The organism is Rhodococcus sp. UNC23MFCrub1.1 (genome assembly GCF_000686025.1).
In the GTDB taxonomy this organism is placed as follows: Bacteria; Actinomycetota; Actinomycetes; order Mycobacteriales; family Mycobacteriaceae; genus Rhodococcoides.
In genome coordinates this window covers 51116-70671 of record NZ_JMLQ01000004.1, presented here as the reverse complement: position 1 = coordinate 70671, position 19556 = coordinate 51116, and the positions used below count along the sequence as shown (strand labels likewise).

Below are 19556 nucleotides of genomic sequence, written 5' to 3'. Positions count from 1 at the left end.
CGCAGGGGGCGGCTGCAGGACCGGCCGAAGGGGTTGTCTGAGTCACGTGACGACGTAGTGCGAGATGCGTCCGTCGCGTAATCGGGGGATGCCGCAGCGCCGCGCGTGTTCGTGGCGTACCAGTTCAGGCATTCCATCGGCGTTGTAGAGAACCACGGAATGCCACGGCGTGGTCCACGCATCAGCATGGTCGAGCAGTCGAATCCCCAGCTTGTCCGCTCCGCGCGGTTGCGGGTGAATCGACAGACGCACGTGATTCGGGAGGTGCGCGGCGATCACCCGACCCCACCCTTGACTTCGCGACACGACGTGTCGCGCAGCGATCTTCGCTCGGCGATGTCGGTACGACCTGGTGTGGCCGTCACCGCTCGGAGCGTCCTCGGCCAGGAACTTGATCACCCCTCTGAGCTGCCGCGCGGCTGCCTCGTCGTGTCGGGCGCGTGCTCGAACTTCCTCGGGTCCGTCACACCAGGCGGTGTCGAGCAGTGTTCGTTTGTCCTCGAAGGTGCGACCCGGCCAGAGTGCGCCGAGATCGAACCATTCGAGATGGCCGAGGCGCTGGGCGTCGAGGAGTGCACGCAGGGCGGTGCCGTACTCGGTGATGGCGCCGTCGTCCACACCGATGTGGTCGGCGAAGACGTGACCGTCCGAGCAGATGGTCAGTGTCGCCCCCGGTTCGTAGATCTCGCCGATGCGCCGACACAGATCATCGAGCTCCATCAGGGCGAGACGTTCTCCTTCGTCGGGCAGAACTCCACACACCTTGTCCGGACTCGGCGACTTACAGGGAAAGGCGGGCAGCGTCATCCGAATGGGACGCTGCTGCAGAACGTGAGCCATGATCTGCGCGAACTGCGTCGACGCCTCGAGCGCTGCCGGAACCGCGGTCGGTGCCTCGCCGGGCACCGCGCGGCGGCGACCGAGAAGTATCTCGAGAATGTTCTCCGCCATCGTCACGTCGTCTCTCAGATGACGGGGAAGCGTGACGGTCATGCGCTCGCACTCCGTCGGCACGAGTAGTGCACCGGCAGCGCGGCGACAGCCCGGGTGATCGGTGAACTCGACCAGTCGAGGTCGTCGTTGCGGTCGTAAGCAGGCCTGAGCCCGTCCAAGCGAATGATCAATGCCGTCAACGCTTCCTGCAGCTCGACGCGCGCCAGACCCGCTGCCGGGCACGCATGACGCCCGTATCCGAATGCGAGGTGCGGATTCGGCGATCGGTCGATGCGCACGTCGTGAGGACACTCGAAGACCTCGGGGTCCCGATTGGCCGCTCCCAGAGCCACGATGACCGAGTCACCGGCCGGCACCGCCACACCGTCGATGTGACCGTCCGCCTCGAGGAACCTCCACGTCGTCAGATTGAAGGCCGAATCGTGGCGGAGCAGCTCTTCGACGGCGGACGGTACGAGGTCGGGATGGTTCCGAAGCTGCTGGAGAACGACCGGGCGTTCGAGCACTCCGACGAGGGCCAGTTCGAGTTGTGCGGCCACCGGATCCTGGCCGGCGGCGAACAGTTGAAAGATCATCGAGTCTCGTTCCTGCACAGTGATGATCGCTGCGTCGGCGGCGCGAACGATGTCGCCGAGCACGGTCTCGTCACGGGACTCGAGTACCACGTCGTTTATGTAGTCCTGCAGTTCCACGAGGTTGTTCTCGTAGCGCTCTCGTCGCGGGTGTCCTGGCGGAACCGGAGCGACCACGGTCCGCCACTCGGGCTCGAATCGGTCCCGCAGATGATCCGGTAGCCCGATCGCGCGAGCGAGGGCGAGCATCGGCAGCGCCTCGGCGACGGCAGCGACCAGATCCACCGGTCGATCGTCCGCCGTCGCCGGCATCGCGTCGATCAAAGCATCGATGTCGGCTCTGATCGCATCGCGGTGGGCTTCGGATCGGCGTGCCGAGAGGTGGTCTGTGACCAGTGATCGCATCCGTGTGTGGTGCGGTTCGTCCCTGTGGAGCAGGTGCTTCTGCAGCCGGGATCGTTGCGGCTCGGGCATGATCGACGCCTTGGCCAGGAACTCGGAGTTCGCTCTGGCGTGGTCCTTCCCCAGTCGTTGGTCCGTCAGCGCGCGTCGTGCAGCGGCGTGTCCGGTGATCAGCCAGGCGTCGAGCGCCGGGAAGGAGACCGCGTGCACGGTCCCGGACGAGGTCAGGGTTGCGAACAGCGGATACGGGTCGGCGCGGTAGCGAGATCCGTCCAGCAGGGTGCGGTCTGTCATCGGGTGTCCTCTCGTGACGTGGTGCGATGGTGAGTTCGGTGGTGGGCAAGCAGGATGGCGGCGCACGCGGCGACCGCGGCGGCGACGGTGAGAGCGGGATTGGGTACGACGGGCGCCGTCCAGAGCGACGCCGCGACGAGAGGCCCGACGATGAAGCCTGTGGTTCTGGCGAGTTGCATGTGCGATGCCGCGATCGCGGCCCGTGCCGGAGCGACCGAGGACATCACCCATGCCTGCGCAGGGCCTCCGTAGAGCCCCATGCCTACCCCGACCAGCGCCAATCGCCATGCCAGCTCGCCGATGCTCCAGTCGCCGCGGTGCAGGACCATCGCGACGAGTCCGACAGTCACCGCCGCAACCCCGATCACGACGAGTCGAGACGGTCCGATGCGATCGGCGAGCATGCCCGCGACGAGACCGACCGCAGCCATGGCGGCCGCCTGGACGATGATGACCATCGCTGCGTCGGTGGCGGACCCGCCTGCCGCTTGCAGGGCGATCGACACCCCTAGCGGGACCACGGATGCAGCACTCGCGACCAGACCCACAGCCAGCACGATGTGTTTCGTCGGTGTCTCGTCCTCCGGCCGGCCACCGTCGCTCCGCGGCGGTCGGCCACGTGCCCCGGCGAGCGACCCCGGCGGCGTCCGCGCGAGAATCCACCCGGCGGCGACACACGCCGGAATCTTGAGGAGCAGCGCGGACTGCCAACCGAAATTGTCGATGAGCGGACCGGCCAGAACCGGGCCCATCACGATCCCGAGTGACCCGAGTCCTGTGGTCACGCTCAGGGCACGAGCTCGACGCTGCGGGGACACCGCTCCCGTCGACAGCAGCGGCATGCAGACGAACAGAACCGCCGCCGCCGCACCCTGCAGCGTTCGCCACGCCGTGGTCCACACGATGCCGATCTCGTCGCCGGGCGCGAACGCGGCGAGCACTCCGGTGGCGGCGAAGAGAGTCAGTGCGCCGAGGACAGTGCGGCGCGCGTCGTGCGCGGCGAGGAAACGCCCGGCCGGAATCAGGCAGATCGTCAGCATCGCCTGATATCCGATGATGGCGATCTGCGCGACCGTTGTCGTCGTCCCCGTGTGTCGAGCGATCGCCGGCAGAGCAAGATTCAACGCGGACATCTCCATCATCGCCGTGAACGAGAGAATCCCGGCAGCGACGACGACGATCCAACGGTCACCGCTACGGACGATCGGGCTCACCGTCATGTCGCTTCGCTCAGGTAGTCCACCGAGATCTGCACGCCTCCGGTGAGCGGATGTCTTCCGATTGCCGCACGCACGCCGAACACGTCTCGGAGCAGCGCACCGGTCAGGACCGCCGAGGGCGGACCTGACGCCACGATGGCGCCCTTCGACAACACGTGCACCTCGTCGCACACCGCAGCGGCGACGCCGAGATCGTGCAGCGTGATCAGGCAGGTGCAGCCCGTGCGCTCGAGCAACGCCAGCATCTGTACCTGGTGCGCGAGGTCGAGGTGATTGGTCGGCTCGTCGAGCACGAACACCCCGGCCCCCTGAGCGAAGCATCGAGCCAGCAGCGCTCTCTGCTTCTCCCCGCCGGACAACGACTGGAAGGTCCTGGCTGCGAGATCCTCGATCTCCACATCGGCGAGAGCTCGATCGATCACCGCGCGGTCCTCCGACGACTCGCGGCGGAAGCTCGACTGGTGCGGGATCCGGCCGAGCGCGACGACGTCACGTACGGTCGCACCCGGTGCGCCCTCTCGTTCCTGCGGTACCGCGGCGACGAGGCGGGCCGACGCCTCGGTGGACATGGCCGACAGGTCGCGATCACCGACGACGATGCGCCCGTGCGTCGGTGACACGTGGCGGTAGACCGTGCGGAGCAGGGTCGACTTGCCGCTGCCGTTGGGTCCGATGATCCCGGTGATGCACCCTGCCCGAGCGAGGACGGAGACATCGGAGACGATGTCGTTGCCGGACAGTCGAACCGACAACTTCTCGATCGACAGCGACACTGGCGGTGGTCCGGTGTCGGTCATGGGCGGCCGGTCCGTGTCATGAGAAGTACGAGCAGGACCGGGCCTCCGAGCGCGGCGGTGACCACGTTCACGGGCAGTTCCTGATGAACCAGACGCGCTGCGACACGGCACGACAGATCGACGAACACCATCAGCGTCGCCCCGACCAGAGCCGCGGCGGGAAGCAGCCGGCGATGGTCGACGCCGACGACGAAGCGGCACAGGTGAGGGACGAGCAACCCGATGAATCCGATCGCTCCCGACACGGCGACGATGACCCCCGTCATCAGGCTGACGACGACGAACACCTCCCGGCGGACACGGAGCACGGAGATGCCCAGAGAGGACGCGGTCTCGTCGCCGAGCGCGAGAGCATTGAGGTGGCGGGCACGGCCGTAGAGCACTGCCGCGCCGAGTGCGACCCCGATGACGGTGACAGGTAGCTGCGACCAGGTGGCCCCGCCGAGCGAGCCCATCAGCCAGAACAGGACACTGCGGGTCTGCGCCTGGTCGTCGGTCTGCAGCACCATGAAACTGGTGATCGCGGTGAGGATCTGGCCGACGGTGACTCCGGTCAGGACGAGTCGGGTGGGCCCGAAGGCTCCGCCGATGCCGCCCGCGGCTCTGGTCACCGACCACACGACCGCGAGGGCGATGAGAGCACCGAGGAACGCCGCAACGGGAAGGACCACCGCGGATCCGATGATGCCGACGAGCGTCCCGACGACGCCACCCCCGAACACCAACACCCACACGGCACCGACGGAGGCTCCCGAGGAGATACCGAGGAGGTACGGATCCGCGAGATCGTTGCGCACCAGCGCCTGCACGGCGACCCCGACCGTCCCCAGACCGGCACCCACGACGACGGCGAGGATGGGGCGTGGAATGCGCACCTGCCACACGATGAGATCGATCGTGCCGGGGGCGAAGGGTGTACCGAGCAGACCTCCTCGAACGGTCGACCACACGGTCGACACGGGAACCGACGTCGATCCGTAGCTCACCGCCAGTGTGAATCCCGCGACGAGCAGGACCGTGGTGGCGCCGGTGAGCAGCGCGGCACCGCGGTCACGAACCATCGACGGCGTTCGCGATGGTCGCCACGGCGGCCGCGTTGGCGATGCCGGGGAGCGTGGTCTCCTCCGCACCCAGGTCGATGAAACTTTGCTCGCGGACGGCGCGAAGGTCACGCGCTCGCGGATCGCTGCGGAGAGTTTCGAGCGCTGCAGCGTACGCGGCGGACTGCTCCGCGGCGGATGCCTTGTTCCTGACAGCGATCTGGATGAAATCAGGGTCGGCGGCGATGACGTCTTCCCAGGACACGGGTCGCATGCTCGTCGCATCGTCGGTGAATGCGTTACGGGCTCCGGCCAATTCGTAGATGGCGTTCGCGATCTGCTTACCGCCGACCGTGGTCATCCCCTGCGTGGTGTGGTCCGGCGAGTAGTAGAACACTGTCGGTCGGTCGTCCCGCGGTGGATGTGCGACGGCGACCTCGGCGATCGTGTCCTTCATGTCGGCCACGAGGTCGGCTGCGGGGGCAGATGCGTCGAGGATCGCGCCGATGCTCTCGATGTCGCGGTAGACGGCGTCCAGGTCCGTGCGGGCACCCTGGAGTGTCGCTGCGCAGGCACTCGACGACAGCACCACGTGTCGCATATCGGCAGCGGTCATCTCCTCCTCGGACAATCCGTCTCCCCCCATCATCTGCATCGATCCGAAGGCGTCGATGTACGCCTGCGCTCCGGTGGTGAGCAGGACCTCCTTGGGAATGCCACCGGTCGACAACACGGGAACCGTCTCCGCGGCCTCGCGGACGTCGTCCGGGAGCGTGGACACTCCGGACGCCCACCCGGTTCCGGCGACACTGTCCGCCCGCCCCAGACGGATCACCAGCTCGAGTGCGGCCAGATTGGCTGTCACCACCGTCGCCGGTGGCCCGTCGAACGTGGTGGGCTCACCGGCACAGTCCGCCACCGTGACGGGGAAAGGCGCGGGCCGGACGGCACCTCCGTCCGCCGTCGGATCGGGTGCGTCCACGGTCCGTGTGCACGCGGACGCCACCAGGGCCACAGCGACGAGCGCCGTCGAGAAGGTACGAGTGTTCATGCCTCGGTAGTCGGCTGTGGGCGCGGTCGGGTTCCCCTCCGTCGGGAATTCGTCCGGACGAGTGCGGTTGTGGTGCATCGGTTTCGGCTTCGAGAGCGCGGTCGTCGAGTCGAACCGGGACTGTCGGGAACTTTCGGTACGCGGCACCCGACCACTGGTGGACGATCACGGGCCTACGCGCCCGTGCGGCCCGAGCAGAGGAACGAACCGCGCATGCAGCCACGTGTGATGCCCACCTCGATCGTGGACGAGGACCGGTCGTGATCGCCGATGGCACGTTGCGCTGGATCTGTACGGCCCTGTTCGTCGCCGCCGCCGGCTACTGCGTGTCGCGGCTGGCCCACGTCGGGCGGACCCGCGGTGTGATCGATCACGGCCTGCACCTGGCGATGTGTGTGGCGATGATCGCGATGGCGTGGCCGTGGGGCCTTGTTGTACCCCTGCTCCCCCAGGGTGTCTTCTTCGGTGCGGCCACCCTGTGGTTCGTGTTCACGGCCGCGCAGGGTGTTCTCGCGAGTGTGCGGCGACGGGTGGACGTCGGTCGTCATGGTCCCGTGATGGCCGCTTATCACGCATTCATGATGGCCGCGATGGTGTGGATGGTGGTCGTCATGGCCGGGTGGTTGCCCGACACCGCCGCACACGATCATTCCGGTGGCGATTCGATGGCTGGTGACGCGTCCGCGCACGCCCATCACGCGGCGATGGAGACTTCTGCTCGGACGAGCGCGGGTTCGGAGTGGGTCTCCCTCGTATCTTTCGCTCTGACGCTGGCGTTCGCCGCGGCCGCGATCCTCTGGCTCCACCGCATGTTCGCAGTCGAACAGGACGCCGCCCTGGCCCCCACCACCGCGGAGCGCGGTGCAGTGGCCACCGTGGGACGCGTGTACCAGCCGCAGACCGTCGCCGCCGCGTGCGAGGTGGCCATGGCCGGCGGGATGGCCATCATGATGGGAGTGATGTGACGTCTTCCTCGACCCACCGTGACCAGTGCAGCGGCCGATGACACCGGGGATGCGTTCGTCAGGAGACGCGTCGTCGCGGCCCTCTCGCACACTCTCGACCCATGTGCTCACTGCGACGATCGTCGTCGCAGTCGGCCTCGTCGTGTCGGTCACCGCGGTCTCCGGTGACACCCGCTACCTCGCGAGCGGAGACTCGTATCCCGGCATCGTCACCTCTCAGCTGTACGTGGTGCTGCGGTTCGTCGCTGCCCTGTCCGGCGCGGTCACGCTCGGGGCGCTGGTGCACGCACTCACCTGCACACGGGTCACCAAGTCCGGGCGCATCGGCCCGGAGGGCTATGCGGCACTGTTGATCGCCGCGCGTTCCAGCTCCGTCTGGCTGATGTCGTCCGCAGCATTGATTCCGGTGTCCGCGGCGGATGCCACCGGGATCGGTCTGGGCGATGCCGTGCGGCGCGGCGCACTTCTCGACCTCGTGGCGCCGAACGAGGCACCGAAGGCGTGGATGGTGAGCGCAGTCGCCGCTCTCGCCGTGGTCGTCCTCACGCGTTGGACTCTGAACTGGGTACCGCTAGCCGCGTCGGCCGCTGTCTCCGTGATCGGGATTCTCCCGGCCTGGGTGATCGGCAACGCCGGGCAGGGCCGCGATCACGACATCGGTACCAGCGCAGTCATCGTGGCGATGGTCGCCTTCTCCGTGTGGACCGGCGCCGCGATCTCGTTGCGCTCGATGATCCTGCGCGTGGACGGACGCGACGCGCGCGAATGCGACCTGGCCGTGTCCCGGCATCGTGTCGTCGCCTCGTGCGCGGCGGTTCTCACCGTGGGACCAGCGATCGTGGTGGCCGTCATCCTCCTTCCGTCGGGAGCTGTGTTCAATTCGGAGTACGGCCGATTCGCCCTCGTGGCAGGGGCACTCGTCCTGGTCTCCGCGGTCCTCGCCGTGACTGCGGCTGTTCGGCGTCCTCCGTCCGATCGGTACATGCGAGTGTCGGCACAGGCGTCGTCGGTGATCCTGGTGTTCGTCTGGGCGCTGGTCGTGCTCATGGCCGTGCGGCCTGCTCCGGCTTTTCTGGTCACCGCGTCCACCGTCTATGACGTCTTTCTCGGGTTTCAGCCCACTGGTCCCCCGTCGCTCTCGCAGTTCGCCTCGTTCTGGCGCTTCGACTTCGTCACCGGCGCAGGCGCGGTCCTGTTGGCCGGGCTGTACGGGTGGGCCGTCGTCCGCCTGCGCAGGCGCGGCGACCCGTGGCCGCTCGGATGCACCGTCGCCTGGGCATCAGGGTGCCTGACCCTGTTGGTGGCGACCAGTTCCGGGGTGGGCGCCTACGGTTCGGCGATGTTCGGCGTCCACATGGGCGTGCACATGACGTTGAACATGTTCGTTCCTGTGCTGCTCGTTCTCGGCGGGCCGGTCACTCTTGCGCTCCGCGCACTGCCGGCCGCGCGGGACGGCAACGCCCCCGGGCCGCGCGAATGGATCGTCATGGTCGTGCACTCACCGCTACTTCGAGTTCTGTCCAACCCGGCTGTCGCCGTCGGACTGTTCGTGCTCTCACCGTTCGCGGTGTACTTCAGCCCACTGTTCGACGAGTTGGTGCGGTACCACTGGGGTCACGAACTCATGAACATCCATTTCATCGTCACCGGGTACCTCTACTACTGGGTCATCATCGGGATCGATCCGGGCCCGAAGCGTCTACCGCACCTCGGTCGGCTGGCGTTGCTGTTCGCGGCCATGCCCTTTCACGCGTTCTTCGGTATCGCGGTGATGACGATGGACCGTCTCATCGGCGGTACGTTCTATCGGTACCTCGACCTCCCCTGGGTCCAGGACCTCGCGAGTGATCAGCGCTTCGGCGGGGGCTTGGCGTGGGCGTCGAGCGAGGTCCCGCTGGTGATGGTCGTCCTCGCTCTGGTGACGCAGTGGGCGCGCCAGGACAGGAAGACCGAGGTGCGGGAGGACCGGGCAGCCGATCGCACCGACGACGACGAGCTCGCGGCCTACAACGCGATGCTGGCCCAGTTGTCGAGAACGCGGAAGTGAACGTGCGCGCATGATCGACGTCCATCTCGTGGTTCTCGTCGTTCTCGTCGCGTTGGCGTCGTGGTTGGGAGCACGGGTCGAACACCGGCGGGACGCGCGACTGGTCGGAATCCTGGCGATTGCCCTGCTCGCGGTCGTCGTCGGCGTCGATGCGGCTGGGACAGTGCCGTATCCGAGCTAGAGCAGGGTCTGCCAGTAGTCGAGGAATCGTTCCCCGCACAACAGGATCACTGCGGTGAACCAGAGCGCGACGATGGTCCATCTCCATCTGACGAACGGTGCCCACTGCGTCGCGCGGGAGACCGCGACCACCCACAGCGGCACAGTGACCGCCCACACGACCATGCAGTAGGGACACAGTGCGCCGATCCGGTACAGGCTCTGAAAGATCAACCAGTGCACGAACACCACCCCGGCCGACAGTCCGATCGCCAACCCTGCCCAGTACCACCGCGGGACACGGACACCGCCGAGACAGAGGACGCCTGTCACCACCACCACCGTGAACGCGGGGATTCCCAGGATGGGGTTGGGGAAGCCGAACAGCTCGGCCTGCGGCGTGGTCATCACCGACCCGCACGACAGAACCGGGTTGAGACTGCAGGACGGTACATAGCTGGGATCGAGCAACAGCCGATATCGCTCGATGACCAACACCAGCGCCGCCAGGAGTCCGATCGCCCCGGCGACGAGGATCCCCCCGCCCGCGATGCGGCCGAGCGGGGGGCGTCCGGACACCTCGGTGCTCGCGAGGACGTCGGTCACGAGATCGCGAGCACGGCGGCGGTCAGTGCCTCGGGGGTTGTCAGCTGGAGGGGTTCGCCGTTGAGCAGGACGGTCGGAGTCGAATTCACGTTGGTCTCTAGCACCGACTGGGTGGAGGAGGCGACCCAGTCGGTGTGGGTTCCGTCGGCGATGCACTCGCCGACCGTCTCGGGTGCACCCGCCGCCACGGCCATCTCGGTGAGCTGATCGTCCGTCAGTCCGGCACCACCTTCGGCGGGCTGCTGTTCGTAGGCTGACGAATGGAAGCGCAGCCAGTTGTCCATCGACGAATCAGCCACGCACAGGGACGCGTTGGCAGCGCGTGTGGAGTAGTCGGTGGTCGACATCCTGTCGAGAATTGCGATCGGGTGGTAGTCGATCGCCGCGGCCCCGCTCGTGCGGAGCTCGTCGAGAGCACTACCGAAGGTGGCTTCGAAGGCTCGACAGCTCGGGCACTGGAAGTCCTCGTAGATCGTCAGGACTCGTGTGGGTGTCTGCCCGCCGCCGAGGGTCTCGACGTCGGGCTCGGCTGCGCGCAGGGCGCCGGTGTCGGTGACCGACGCCGGCGCAGCCGCTGCGCCGGGGGTGTCGCGGCCGGAGATGACCACGATGCCCACGACCAGCGCGAAAACGACCAGGGCGGCGGTGATTCCGGCGCGGATGAGCACCGAACGTCTGCGTTCGGCTTCCGCCAGCGCAGTACGCTGGACACGGTCGGTCTTGGACACGATGTGGTTCTCTCTTTTCGTGGAGTGGTGATGGAAGAGAAGTCGGCCGCTCCATCGAGAAAGTTCCCGCGAACCCTCAGCGCGGCGATTCCCGCTCGCCGGTGACCGAGTTGGAGGTTGTGAAACGGCGTAGTCGCAGAGAGTTCGAGACGACGAAGAACGAGGAGAACGCCATGGCCGCCCCGGCCAGCAGCGGAGTGAGCAGTCCGGCCGCTGCGACGGGGATGGCGGCGACGTTGTAGCCGAACGCCCACACCATGTTTCCCTTGATCGTCGCGAGCGTGGCCTTCGCCAGGCCCAGGGAATCCACCACGGCGCCGAGGTCGTCCCGGACGACGATGATGTCGGCGGCACCGATGGCGACATCGGTCCCCGCACCGATCGCCAGACCGAGGTCCGCTGTGGCGAGGGCCGGTCCGTCGTTGATGCCGTCGCCCACCATGGCGACCGTGCGGCCGCTCTCGCGCAGCGACGAGACGATCTCGACCTTGCCCTCGGGGAGCACCTCGGCGACGACGTCGGTGATGCCCACGGCGTCGGCGACTGCCTGCGCGGCGTAGGCGTTGTCTCCCGTGACGAGCAGAGTGCGGAGCCCGAGCGCGTGCAGCTGCGCGACGGCCGCCGCGGCGGACGGCTTGACCGTGTCGGAGACGACGAGAACTGCCCGCACTCGGTCGTCGACTGCCAGATAGACGGCTGTCGCTCCGAGTTGCTCACTCTCGTGCTGTGCACGGGCGAGAATTCCGGGAACGGGCCACTGCCTGTCCTCGAACAATCGCCGCCGTCCGATCTCCACGGCTCGGCCGTCCACGAGCCCTCGTGCCCCCAGTCCGGGGAGCGCGACGAAATCGTCGACCGACGGAAGTGTCCCCAGTCGGTCACGAGCGGCGCCGACGATCGCGGCCGCGATCGCGTGCTCGGATGCGACCTCCACGGCTCCGGCGAGTCGGAACAGATCGTCCTCGTTCTCCCCGTGAGCGACGACGATCGATTCGAACGTCAGCGCTCCGGTGGTGATGGTCCCGGTCTTGTCGAAGACGACGGTGTCGACCGTGCGTGTGGCCTCCAGCGCCTGATGTCCCTTGATGAACACCCCCAGTTGCGCCCCGCGGCCGGAGGCCACCATCAACGCTGTGGGTGTGGCCAGGCCCAGCGCACAGGGACAGGCGATGATCAGGACCGCGAGTGCAGCGCTGACCGCTGCGTTCATGTCGCCGCTGCCGACAACCCATCCGGCGAATGTCGCGGCCGAGAGCAGGAACACCACGGGAACGAAGATGCCGGAGATGCGGTCCGCCAGGCGCTGCAGATCGGCCTTGCCCGACTGGGCGGCGTCGACCAACCTGATCATGCCGGCCAGCGCGGTGTCGGCCCCGACCGCGGCGGCCTCGACGACGAGACGTCCGTCCAGCACGACGGTGCCGCCGGTCACCGCCGTGCCGACCTCCTTGTCGACGGGAAGCGACTCACCGGTCATGGCACTGGTGTCGACAGTGCAGTGTCCGTCCACGACAAGACCATCCGCGGCGATCACCTCCCCCGGACGGACGACGAACTGCTGCCCCTCCTTCAGTTCCGAGACGGGAATCCGTAGTTCGCCGCCACCGCGGACGAGCACCGAGACATCCCGAGCTCCCAGAGCGGCGAGAGCTCGAAGGGCGCCGCCGGCGCGGCGTTTGGCTTTTGCCTCGAAGTAGCGGCCGGCGAGTACGAACACTGTGACGCCGGCTGCCACTTCGAGGTAGATCGCATCGCTCGACGTGATGGCCGCCCAGATGCCCCGGGTCTGATCCGCCGTGGAGGTCTGGAAGAACATCGAGTAGACGGACCACCCGGTGGCGGCGATGATGCCCGTGGACACCAACGTGTCCATCGTGGTGGTGCGGTGCGCGAATCCGGACAACGCTGCCCGGTGGAACGGCAACGCCGACCACAGGACGACCGGGGCAGCGAGCGCCAGCAGGATGAATTGCCACCCCGTGATGCGTGTGTCGGGCACGACGGCGAACATGATGGACAGATCGGCCAGCGGAACGAACAGAACCAGGGCGACGACGAGACGGCGGAACAGGTCTCGGGAATGCGCGTCCTCGGCCGTGGTGTCGACGCGGGTGTCGTCGGTGAACTCCGCGGCTGTGAATCCGACGGCCTCGACCATCCCGCACAGGTCTGCTGTGGTGACGGACGGCGGAGCCTCGATGGTGGCGACCGCGGTGGCGTAGTTCACCGAGGCCTTCACCCCGTCGACCTTGTTGAGCTTGCGCTCGATCCGGTTGGCGCAGGCACCGCACGTCATGCCCTCGACGGCGAGTGCGACACGCACGGACGTCGCATCGTCGGCGATGTCAGTGTTCTGGTGGGTGCCGACGGACATGGTGATCAGCTCTTTCGTTCGACACTGCGGTTTCGGTGGAGTGGGGATGTCACGCGGCGGAGTCGTCGGCGTCTCGCAGGTGGCCGCGTCGGCGCCCCTGGCGCGCGCCGTCCGGAACGATGACGCCCTCGTCGTCGCTGTGCGACAAGCGTTGCGGTGATGGTGATGTCGACCCGTTCGCGCTGCGCCGGACCATCGCGGTGACCGCGACACCGACGGCGATGATGGCGTGGGACGCGACGCGCTGGACGGTCACTTGGCCGGATATCGAGTCGGTGATCACGAAGACCGCCAGCAGCCCGGTGAAGGCGACCAGGACCGGCATCAAGCCTGCCGACGCTGCCGGTCGCCACGCGGCGACGAGGAATCCGATCCCGACAGCGATGTTCCACGCGGTGCTCTCGTTGAACAGGTGTCCGGCCATCGACTCGTGACCCATCGCCATGGGGTCGGCCGCAGGGGTGTGTCCCACTCCGAGGAGTTGTACGACGCCGAGCGAGATCTGCGCCATGGCCACGAGAACGAGGGCGGCTCTCCACGGATGGTCTCGGCACACCCACCGCGCCACGCGACGGGGACGACCGCGCGGCGCACGGAGGCCGACGGCGTCGAGTATCTGCGGTGTCAGATCCGGGGTGCGTGGGGCGGACCCGACACGGAGACTGCGCGTCAGCTCGGTCGCGGAGGCGTACCAGTTCTGGCACCGGGCGCAGGACTCCAGGTGCTCGTCGGTCCGGGCGGACGGTACGGGCTCCCGTTCGCCGTCGATGCGCGCCGACAACGCTTCTCGCGCGAGTGTGCAGTCCACGAGTCAATGGTCGCCCGGGACTGCGGAAAAGTTCCCGACGGGCCTTTTCAATAACACTGAAGGTCATCAACTATACTGAAGGTGTGAGTTCCCGAGCCGAGCACGACGCGCACACCACCGAGTTGGCGCTCGCCGCCGGCCGAGGTGATCACCGCGCACTCGAGTCCTTCGTTCGAGAGACACAGCGTGACGTGTGGCGATTCGTCGCCCATCTGAGCTCCCCGTCCGCCGCGGACGATCTCACGCAGGAGACGTACCTCCGCGCGATGACATCCCTCCCGCGGTTCGCGGCGCAGTCCTCCGCGCGCACCTGGCTCCTGTCCATCGCACGACGCGTGGTGGTCGATCAGGTCAGGTCGGCGATGGCTCGCCCGCGGCTCGTCGGAAGCGACGACTGGGTGGCCGTGGCGGATTCCGCGCAGAGTGCCTCCACGGGATCGAACGTCGCGGAGGACCTGGTGGAAGTTCGCATGATGCTGGCCGATCTGCCCGCGGACCGACGCGAGGCACTGATCCTGACGCAGGTGCTCGGGCTGTCCTACCAGGAGGCGGCTGATGTGTGCGGGTGCCCCATCGGCACAGTCCGCTCACGGGTCGCGCGTGCGCGTGAACAGTTGATCGCCGGGGTCGGCGAAGTCGGCTCCGACACGGGTTAGGCGCGTTCGCCAACACCGGCGATCGGCACGGTCATGGCCCACTCGTTCATGGCGTCCAACACCGGCCGGAGCCCCTGCCCCAGCGGCGTGAGCTCGTAGACCACCCGCGGCGGAATCTCCGGGTACACCGTCCGTACGAGCAACCCGTGGGTCTCGAACTTGCGCAGACGATTGGTCAACGTGTGGGCACTGATTCCGTCGAGTGCAGTGAGCAGTTCGCCGAACCGGTGGGGACCACCCAACAGTTCGCGCACGATCAACGTGGCCCACGGGCCGTCCAGCAGACTCAGGAACCGCGTCACTCCGCAGGTCTCGACGGAGCAGTCCTCGAACGCGATCGGCCTCATGTATCCCCACGTTACAGCCAGTGCACTTGATGTAACCACTGCATCGCATGCACTAATGGGGACATGACCTACATCGTTCACGGCGCCACGGGCGCTCAGGGTTCTCCCGTCCTCGCCGCACTCACCGCGGCCGGCCACTCCGGCACCGCCGCTGTCCGCGACACCTCGTCCGTCGAGGGCCCGGCGGTGGCCGTCGACTACACCTCCGTCGACTCGCTCGTCGACGCCTACACCGGCGCAGACGGCGTCTTCGTCCATATTCCCATCGGTCCCCTCGATGTCCAGATGGCCGCGGCCCACGCTGTCGCCGAGGCCGTCCGGCGCGCGCGCCCTGCCCGAGTCGTGTTCTCCACCAGTGGATCCACCATCGACGACTCGACCCCGCCGACGTCGGCTCCCGAGGTCCTCGCCCGCGAGCTCGCCGACAGCGGCGTGTCCCATGCCGTGATCGAGCCCCGCGTGTTCCTCGAGAACTTCCTGCTCCCCGTTTCCCTCGGTCCGGTACGTGACGACGGCGTCCTCATGTACCCGATCCGGGACGACTACGCCGTGTCCTGGAGCTCACACCTCGACATCGCGGACGTCGCCGTTCGTCTGCTCACCGACCACACCGTCACCGGCGTCGTGTCGGTCGGTGCACTGCCAGGCCTCGTCGGTGCCGACGTCGCCGCAGGATTTGCCGCCTACCTCGACCGGCCCGTGACCTTCCGCGCCATCACCCCCGACCACTACGGAGACCTCATCACTCCCCTGTTCGGCGCTGGAGCCGCCGGGCCCGTCGTGGAGTCCTACCACCACCGACACACGATGTCCGGTGAGGTCATCACCCCGGACAGGTCCGCGCAGCACCTGCTCGGCATCACCCCGCGCACCGTGCAGCAATGGCTGACGGACCTGGACGTCTGACGCACTGCGTGCGCGTCCAGCGAAGCTTCAGCCGATGATCGAGCTGCTGACGACGCCGGTACGCATCCGCTGCGGATGGTCGCCGACCACGGCGCTGCCCACTTCCAGACCGGTGTCGAACGAGATGGACGAGACCTTGTCACTTCCCGCCCACGACACGAAGCAGTACTGACCGTCGGCACTGCGCGTGGACCAGTAGGGCTTCTCACCGGACGTCACCAGCGGCCCCGCCGTCAGGGTGTCCCGCGAGACCACGGTGGCGTAGTCCGACATCGTTCCCGCGACGCACATCTTGGTGCCGGCGGTGTTCATCGCGATGCCGTGATGGGCCGAGTCGAGCAAGTACGACTCGCGCGGAAGTGCCGCCGCCGCAGGAGTGACGGGGAGATCGGCCACCCGGGTCACCCGGTCCTGCTGCAGGTCGTACTCCACGATCCCGTGGAAGAAAGAGACCTGCAGGTAGAGGAAACGTTCGTCCGGCGAGAGCGTCATCGGGCGGACGGACGAACTCATGTCGGGGTGCCCGGCCTCGGCCAGTTTGCGCCCGATGTCTATCTGGCGCGTGACGGCCCCGGTGGTCCTGTCGTAGAAGGCGATCCAGCGCGGGAACTTGGTCACGCCGAGAGCGGGCGCGTCGAGGGGTGACTCGACGCGGCCGATGCTCGCGTTGATGATGTAGCGGCCGTCTTTCGTGTACACGTTCTCGTGCGGGGAGGTGCCGGTGGGGAATCTGCCGATCTCGCGGCCGTTCGCCGTATCCAGGATGTGCACCGTGTTGGCCGTCGACGCCGAGACAGCGACCTGGGTGCCGTCGTCCGAGATCGCCATGTGATCGGCGCGCTGGCCGTCGACGGCGAACCGCCAATCGATCGCACCGGTTGCGATGTCGAGGGAGACGACATCGGCGAAGCTGGGCCGCGAGACGATCAGCTTCCTGCCGTCCTTCGATGTGTACATGTCGTCGGCGTACTGGTCGTGCCCTTCGCCCACCAGCTGCCGGATTCCGAAGTAGAACGCGGCACGCACTGGATTCCGGTAGACCTCCGCGAGGCGCTGTTCCTTGTCCGGCACGACGTTCAACCGACCCAGTCTGGTCAGGTTGCCGTCGGGGGTGAGGTAGTCCGCGGTCCCGTCCCAGTTGTTGGCCACGAACAGCACGTCGGTCAGGTCGGGTGCAGCAGCGGCCGGCGTCGCGACCGCGACGGTGCCCATCGCCGTGAGTGCCGCGGTGGCGATGGCGAAAAGTGTGGTGCGAACGGTCATGTGCGGCCCCCGAGAATGTCGTCGAGGTGCCCCGTGCCCCCCGGCGCGTTCAGGGTATCCACCGAGGTTCTCACGGCCACGCGAACTTCGCGGAATACGTGCCAGCAGACAAGCTCAGCGTAATTCTTGAGGTGGAGTACCGACTTCTCGGCGAAGCCGCGGGACACTGTTCGAAGCTTCGACATACAGACATTTCGGTGTCGGCCTCACGGGCATCTGCACGGCACCGCACCACTCGACGAAGGGGGAGCGATGACACGCGACGAGAAGGCCGGCGGGCACATCGTCGCCACCGGCACACCCGACGACGTCGCCGCCGACCCCTCGAGCATCACCGGCCACTATCTCCACGACCACCTACGAGCAGGACTGGTCGCTGGAGACAACTCTCGCGGGTGAATCGCGGCTCTACCGCAACGCTCACGTGTCGCGCGGCGCAGCGTTGTGGCGCCGACGCTCACGTGCAACATTGCGGTACGTCAAAGGTCCGCTGAGGACGGGAATCAGAGCCTGCACTCGTGTACGCAGCGAGAACCCTCTGCCGTCGAACGTCACCACATTGACGAGAAGTACTACGACGGTGACTGTTTCGATCACCGAGAGTATCGACAACGCACGCAGCAGCCCGGGAGTTACGCGGTCTCACCGGGCCGTACGACCATCAACACCACGACGACGACCCACACCAGGTTGAAAACACCGGTCGACATCCCGATTCGGCGCAGACGCGCACCCGTGTCCGGTGAGGTCAGCGCCTCTCGCTGCAGCGGAGCGATCCGGAAGGCCAGCAAGCCACCGGCTACTGCAGTGAGAGCCATCGCCGCAATCACCCACGTATCGGTCGTTCTTCCCTGGACGAGCGCCAGCGTCAGACCCGTGACGGGCACGGCCAGCGCGAGCGTGCCGTACACGCGAGTCACGCGATGCAGCACACGAGCAACGTCGGTACTGCGCTCGCCGGACTCGCGGACGGACGGGATCGACACCGGGGCGTACCGGGGGAACAGGCTCGTCACCACCGCCACGGGTCCCACGAACACAATGCCCACCACGACGTGAGCGGACAGCATGAGGTCTTCCACACCTTCAATATAGCTGAAGGTCTACCGATCGCGGGCGGCCCATCGCTCCGCATGCACGCGCAGCGCATCGGCCAGATCGGGCGCAGCCGCGGAGAATTTCTCGTCCACCGTTCTCATCACGTCGGAGGCACGAGCCAGTAGCTTCTCGCCGTCACTCGAAATACTGAGGTGCGCTGCAGATCCCGAATGCGCCGTGTGATCATCGACCAATCCGGACGAGATGAAACCGGCGACCGTGACGTGCACACTTTGCACCGTGATGGACGATCGACGGGCGAGTTCACTGAACGAGATGCCGGGCGCGGATCCGATGTGAGCGAGCATCCCGTACTTGCGAGCAGTCAACCCCATGGCCTTGAGCGCCTCGTTCAGCGTGGATTCCCACGCCTTGGCCATTGCCAGCAGTGCCGTCGTGGGGCTCAGGGGAACTCGGTCGACCATGTGGTCACACTATCGGCCGTGACTCGTCGCCTGTACCGAGACGACGGTGCGGATCAGCGGTGCGACAGGGGTTGCACCGCGAGCAGTGCGAGCGCGTGGAAATTGGCGTCCGGCCGGCAGCACCGCGGTCCGCAGACGCAGAACAGGAGTGCCGATCCGACCGCGAGAACTACTACGTTGCGTAGCAGCCGGGTAGGGTGTCGGCGATGAGCACCCCGGCGACCAGTGCGCCTCTGCGCGGCGTCGTCGTCGGCGCTCTGTCCGTGCTCGTCGTCGCCGCCGCTCATGATCTCGGTGGAGCGGCACTGCCCTCTCAGTCCGCCGCGGTCGCGCTGCTCGCGGTCTGCGCCGGCGTCGGGTGGATGGTCTCGACAGTGCCGGCCGGCAGGAGCCGCCTCGTCGTCGCCCTCGTCGCAGCGCAGGTGCTCGGACACCTCACCCTGACCGTCGTGGACGGCCATCACCACGGTCCGCTCCTCGACCCCCGCATGGCCGCAGCCCACCTCGGCGCCGTCGGTATCGGCGCCGTCGCCGTCCACGGCGCCGAACGCGGCATCATCGCCGCCGCACGAGCGATGCGCCGCATCCTCCCGATCGTCCGTGCCGTGGCGGCCGTCGACACCGACACGGTCCGCCCAGCCCGACCCGTCATCCGTGTCGACGCACCCGCGCGTCTGCTCGACCTCTCCGGGCGCGGCACCCGCGGCCCACCCGCCCGACTCCGGTAACCCTTCCTCGACAGCCGCCCGACGCAGCACGCCGTCGGGTGATGCATCCTGCCTCGCCGACCGCCGATCTCGTGTGTCGAGACTCGGCGCTCTCGCGCGCGCCACCACCGGAATCG

The 19556-nt window shown here is 67.4% G+C and carries 21 protein-coding genes; 7 read left to right on the top strand and 14 right to left on the bottom strand.

Annotated features, from left to right (window positions below):
• Window positions 1-42: 42 nt before the first annotated feature.
• The 6 genes from BR07_RS24200 to BR07_RS0111165 are packed head-to-tail and all read right to left on the bottom strand — an operon-like array spanning window position 43 to window position 6330.
• Window positions 43-993: an isocyanide synthase family protein gene (locus BR07_RS24200; protein WP_051613298.1), complete on the bottom strand. Its 951-nt coding sequence runs from the start codon at window positions 991-993 to the stop codon at window positions 43-45.
• On the bottom strand, window positions 990-2222 hold the full coding sequence (locus tag BR07_RS0111185) for a cytochrome P450 (RefSeq protein WP_027505526.1): 1233 nt from the start codon (window positions 2220-2222) through the stop codon (window positions 990-992). Before BR07_RS0111185 ends, BR07_RS24200 begins: the two co-directional genes overlap by 4 nt.
• Window positions 2219-3442 (bottom strand): MFS transporter, encoded by a 1224-nt coding sequence (locus BR07_RS0111180; protein WP_027505525.1) that lies wholly within the window; start codon window positions 3440-3442, stop codon window positions 2219-2221. The genes BR07_RS0111185 and BR07_RS0111180 overlap by 4 nt, the downstream gene beginning before the upstream one ends.
• Window positions 3439-4239 (bottom strand): ABC transporter ATP-binding protein, encoded by an 801-nt coding sequence (locus tag BR07_RS0111175; protein ID WP_197027777.1) that lies wholly within the window; start codon window positions 4237-4239, stop codon window positions 3439-3441. The genes BR07_RS0111180 and BR07_RS0111175 overlap by 4 nt, the downstream gene beginning before the upstream one ends.
• Window positions 4236-5300 carry a FecCD family ABC transporter permease gene (locus BR07_RS0111170; RefSeq protein ID WP_037185682.1) on the bottom strand — a complete coding sequence of 355 codons (1065 nt, stop codon included), beginning with the start codon at window positions 5298-5300 and terminating at the stop codon, window positions 4236-4238. Before BR07_RS0111170 ends, BR07_RS0111175 begins: the two co-directional genes overlap by 4 nt.
• Complete coding sequence (locus tag BR07_RS0111165; RefSeq protein WP_037185744.1) at window positions 5290-6330, bottom strand: ABC transporter substrate-binding protein; 1041 nt, start codon at window positions 6328-6330, stop codon at window positions 5290-5292. The genes BR07_RS0111170 and BR07_RS0111165 overlap by 11 nt, the downstream gene beginning before the upstream one ends.
• Before the next feature lie 260 nt (window positions 6331-6590).
• Between BR07_RS0111165 and BR07_RS26225 the strand changes: the two genes are divergently transcribed.
• From BR07_RS26225 to BR07_RS26970, 3 genes are all read left to right on the top strand, one after another.
• Window positions 6591-7295 carry a DUF5134 domain-containing protein gene (locus BR07_RS26225; RefSeq protein ID WP_051613296.1) on the top strand — a complete coding sequence of 235 codons (705 nt, stop codon included), beginning with the start codon at window positions 6591-6593 and terminating at the stop codon, window positions 7293-7295.
• Window positions 7296-7398: 103 nt separating this feature from the next.
• Window positions 7399-9342: a cytochrome c oxidase assembly protein gene (locus tag BR07_RS0111150; protein WP_027505521.1), complete on the top strand. Its 1944-nt coding sequence runs from the start codon at window positions 7399-7401 to the stop codon at window positions 9340-9342.
• Between the two features lie 10 nt (window positions 9343-9352).
• Entirely contained in the window at window positions 9353-9523 is a 171-nt protein-coding gene (locus BR07_RS26970; protein ID WP_155957002.1) for a hypothetical protein, read from the top strand.
• Here the strand turns inward: BR07_RS26970 and BR07_RS0111140 are convergent.
• From BR07_RS0111140 to BR07_RS0111125, 4 genes are all read right to left on the bottom strand, one after another.
• The gene (locus BR07_RS0111140; protein ID WP_027505520.1) at window positions 9520-10053 is read right to left on the bottom strand and encodes a vitamin K epoxide reductase family protein; all 534 of its coding nucleotides are present in this window, start codon (window positions 10051-10053) and stop codon (window positions 9520-9522) included. The two genes, BR07_RS26970 and BR07_RS0111140, sit on opposite strands and share 4 nt — an antisense overlap.
• Before the next feature lie 50 nt (window positions 10054-10103).
• The gene (locus tag BR07_RS0111135) at window positions 10104-10835 is read right to left on the bottom strand and encodes a DsbA family protein (protein ID WP_231476298.1); all 732 of its coding nucleotides are present in this window, start codon (window positions 10833-10835) and stop codon (window positions 10104-10106) included.
• 76 nt (window positions 10836-10911) lie between these two features.
• A complete protein-coding gene (locus tag BR07_RS24190) occupies window positions 10912-13209 on the bottom strand; it encodes a heavy metal translocating P-type ATPase (RefSeq protein ID WP_037185681.1) in 2298 nt (765 codons plus the stop codon).
• A 49-nt stretch (window positions 13210-13258) separates the two neighbouring features.
• Window positions 13259-14017, bottom strand: coding sequence for a zf-HC2 domain-containing protein (locus BR07_RS0111125; protein WP_027505518.1), 759 nt, complete (start codon window positions 14015-14017; stop codon window positions 13259-13261).
• 83 nt (window positions 14018-14100) lie between these two features.
• Here BR07_RS0111125 and sigC point away from each other — a divergent pair, with 83 nt between their 5' ends.
• Window positions 14101-14673, top strand: a complete 573-nt coding sequence (gene sigC, locus BR07_RS0111120) for an RNA polymerase sigma factor SigC (protein WP_027505517.1) — start codon at window positions 14101-14103, stop codon at window positions 14671-14673.
• On the opposite strand, the gene BR07_RS0111115 is transcribed toward sigC, so the two are convergent.
• The gene (locus BR07_RS0111115) at window positions 14670-15020 is read right to left on the bottom strand and encodes a winged helix-turn-helix transcriptional regulator (RefSeq protein ID WP_042576608.1); all 351 of its coding nucleotides are present in this window, start codon (window positions 15018-15020) and stop codon (window positions 14670-14672) included. The two genes, sigC and BR07_RS0111115, sit on opposite strands and share 4 nt — an antisense overlap.
• A 63-nt stretch (window positions 15021-15083) precedes the next feature.
• Here BR07_RS0111115 and BR07_RS0111110 point away from each other — a divergent pair, with 63 nt between their 5' ends.
• Entirely contained in the window at window positions 15084-15926 is an 843-nt protein-coding gene (locus tag BR07_RS0111110) for an SDR family oxidoreductase (protein WP_027505515.1), read from the top strand.
• A gap of 27 nt (window positions 15927-15953) precedes the next feature.
• Here the strand turns inward: BR07_RS0111110 and BR07_RS0111105 are convergent, their stop codons facing one another.
• A complete protein-coding gene (locus BR07_RS0111105) occupies window positions 15954-17189 on the bottom strand; it encodes a serine/threonine protein kinase (RefSeq protein ID WP_027505514.1) in 1236 nt (411 codons plus the stop codon).
• Window positions 17190-17441: 252 nt separating this feature from the next.
• Here BR07_RS0111105 and BR07_RS26965 point away from each other — a divergent pair, with 252 nt between their 5' ends.
• Entirely contained in the window at window positions 17442-17588 is a 147-nt protein-coding gene (locus BR07_RS26965; RefSeq protein WP_155957001.1) for a hypothetical protein, read from the top strand.
• Window positions 17589-17821: 233 nt separating this feature from the next.
• Here the strand turns inward: BR07_RS26965 and BR07_RS0111090 are convergent, their stop codons facing one another.
• The gene (locus tag BR07_RS0111090) at window positions 17822-18271 is read right to left on the bottom strand and encodes a hypothetical protein (protein ID WP_027505513.1); all 450 of its coding nucleotides are present in this window, start codon (window positions 18269-18271) and stop codon (window positions 17822-17824) included.
• 21 nt (window positions 18272-18292) lie between these two features.
• Window positions 18293-18712, bottom strand: coding sequence for a MarR family winged helix-turn-helix transcriptional regulator (locus BR07_RS0111085; RefSeq protein WP_027505512.1), 420 nt, complete (start codon window positions 18710-18712; stop codon window positions 18293-18295).
• Between the two features lie 206 nt (window positions 18713-18918).
• On the opposite strand from BR07_RS0111085, the gene BR07_RS0111080 reads away from it, so the two are divergent.
• Window positions 18919-19440: a hypothetical protein gene (locus BR07_RS0111080; protein WP_037185741.1), complete on the top strand. Its 522-nt coding sequence runs from the start codon at window positions 18919-18921 to the stop codon at window positions 19438-19440.
• The last annotated feature ends 116 nt before the right edge of the window (window positions 19441-19556 follow it).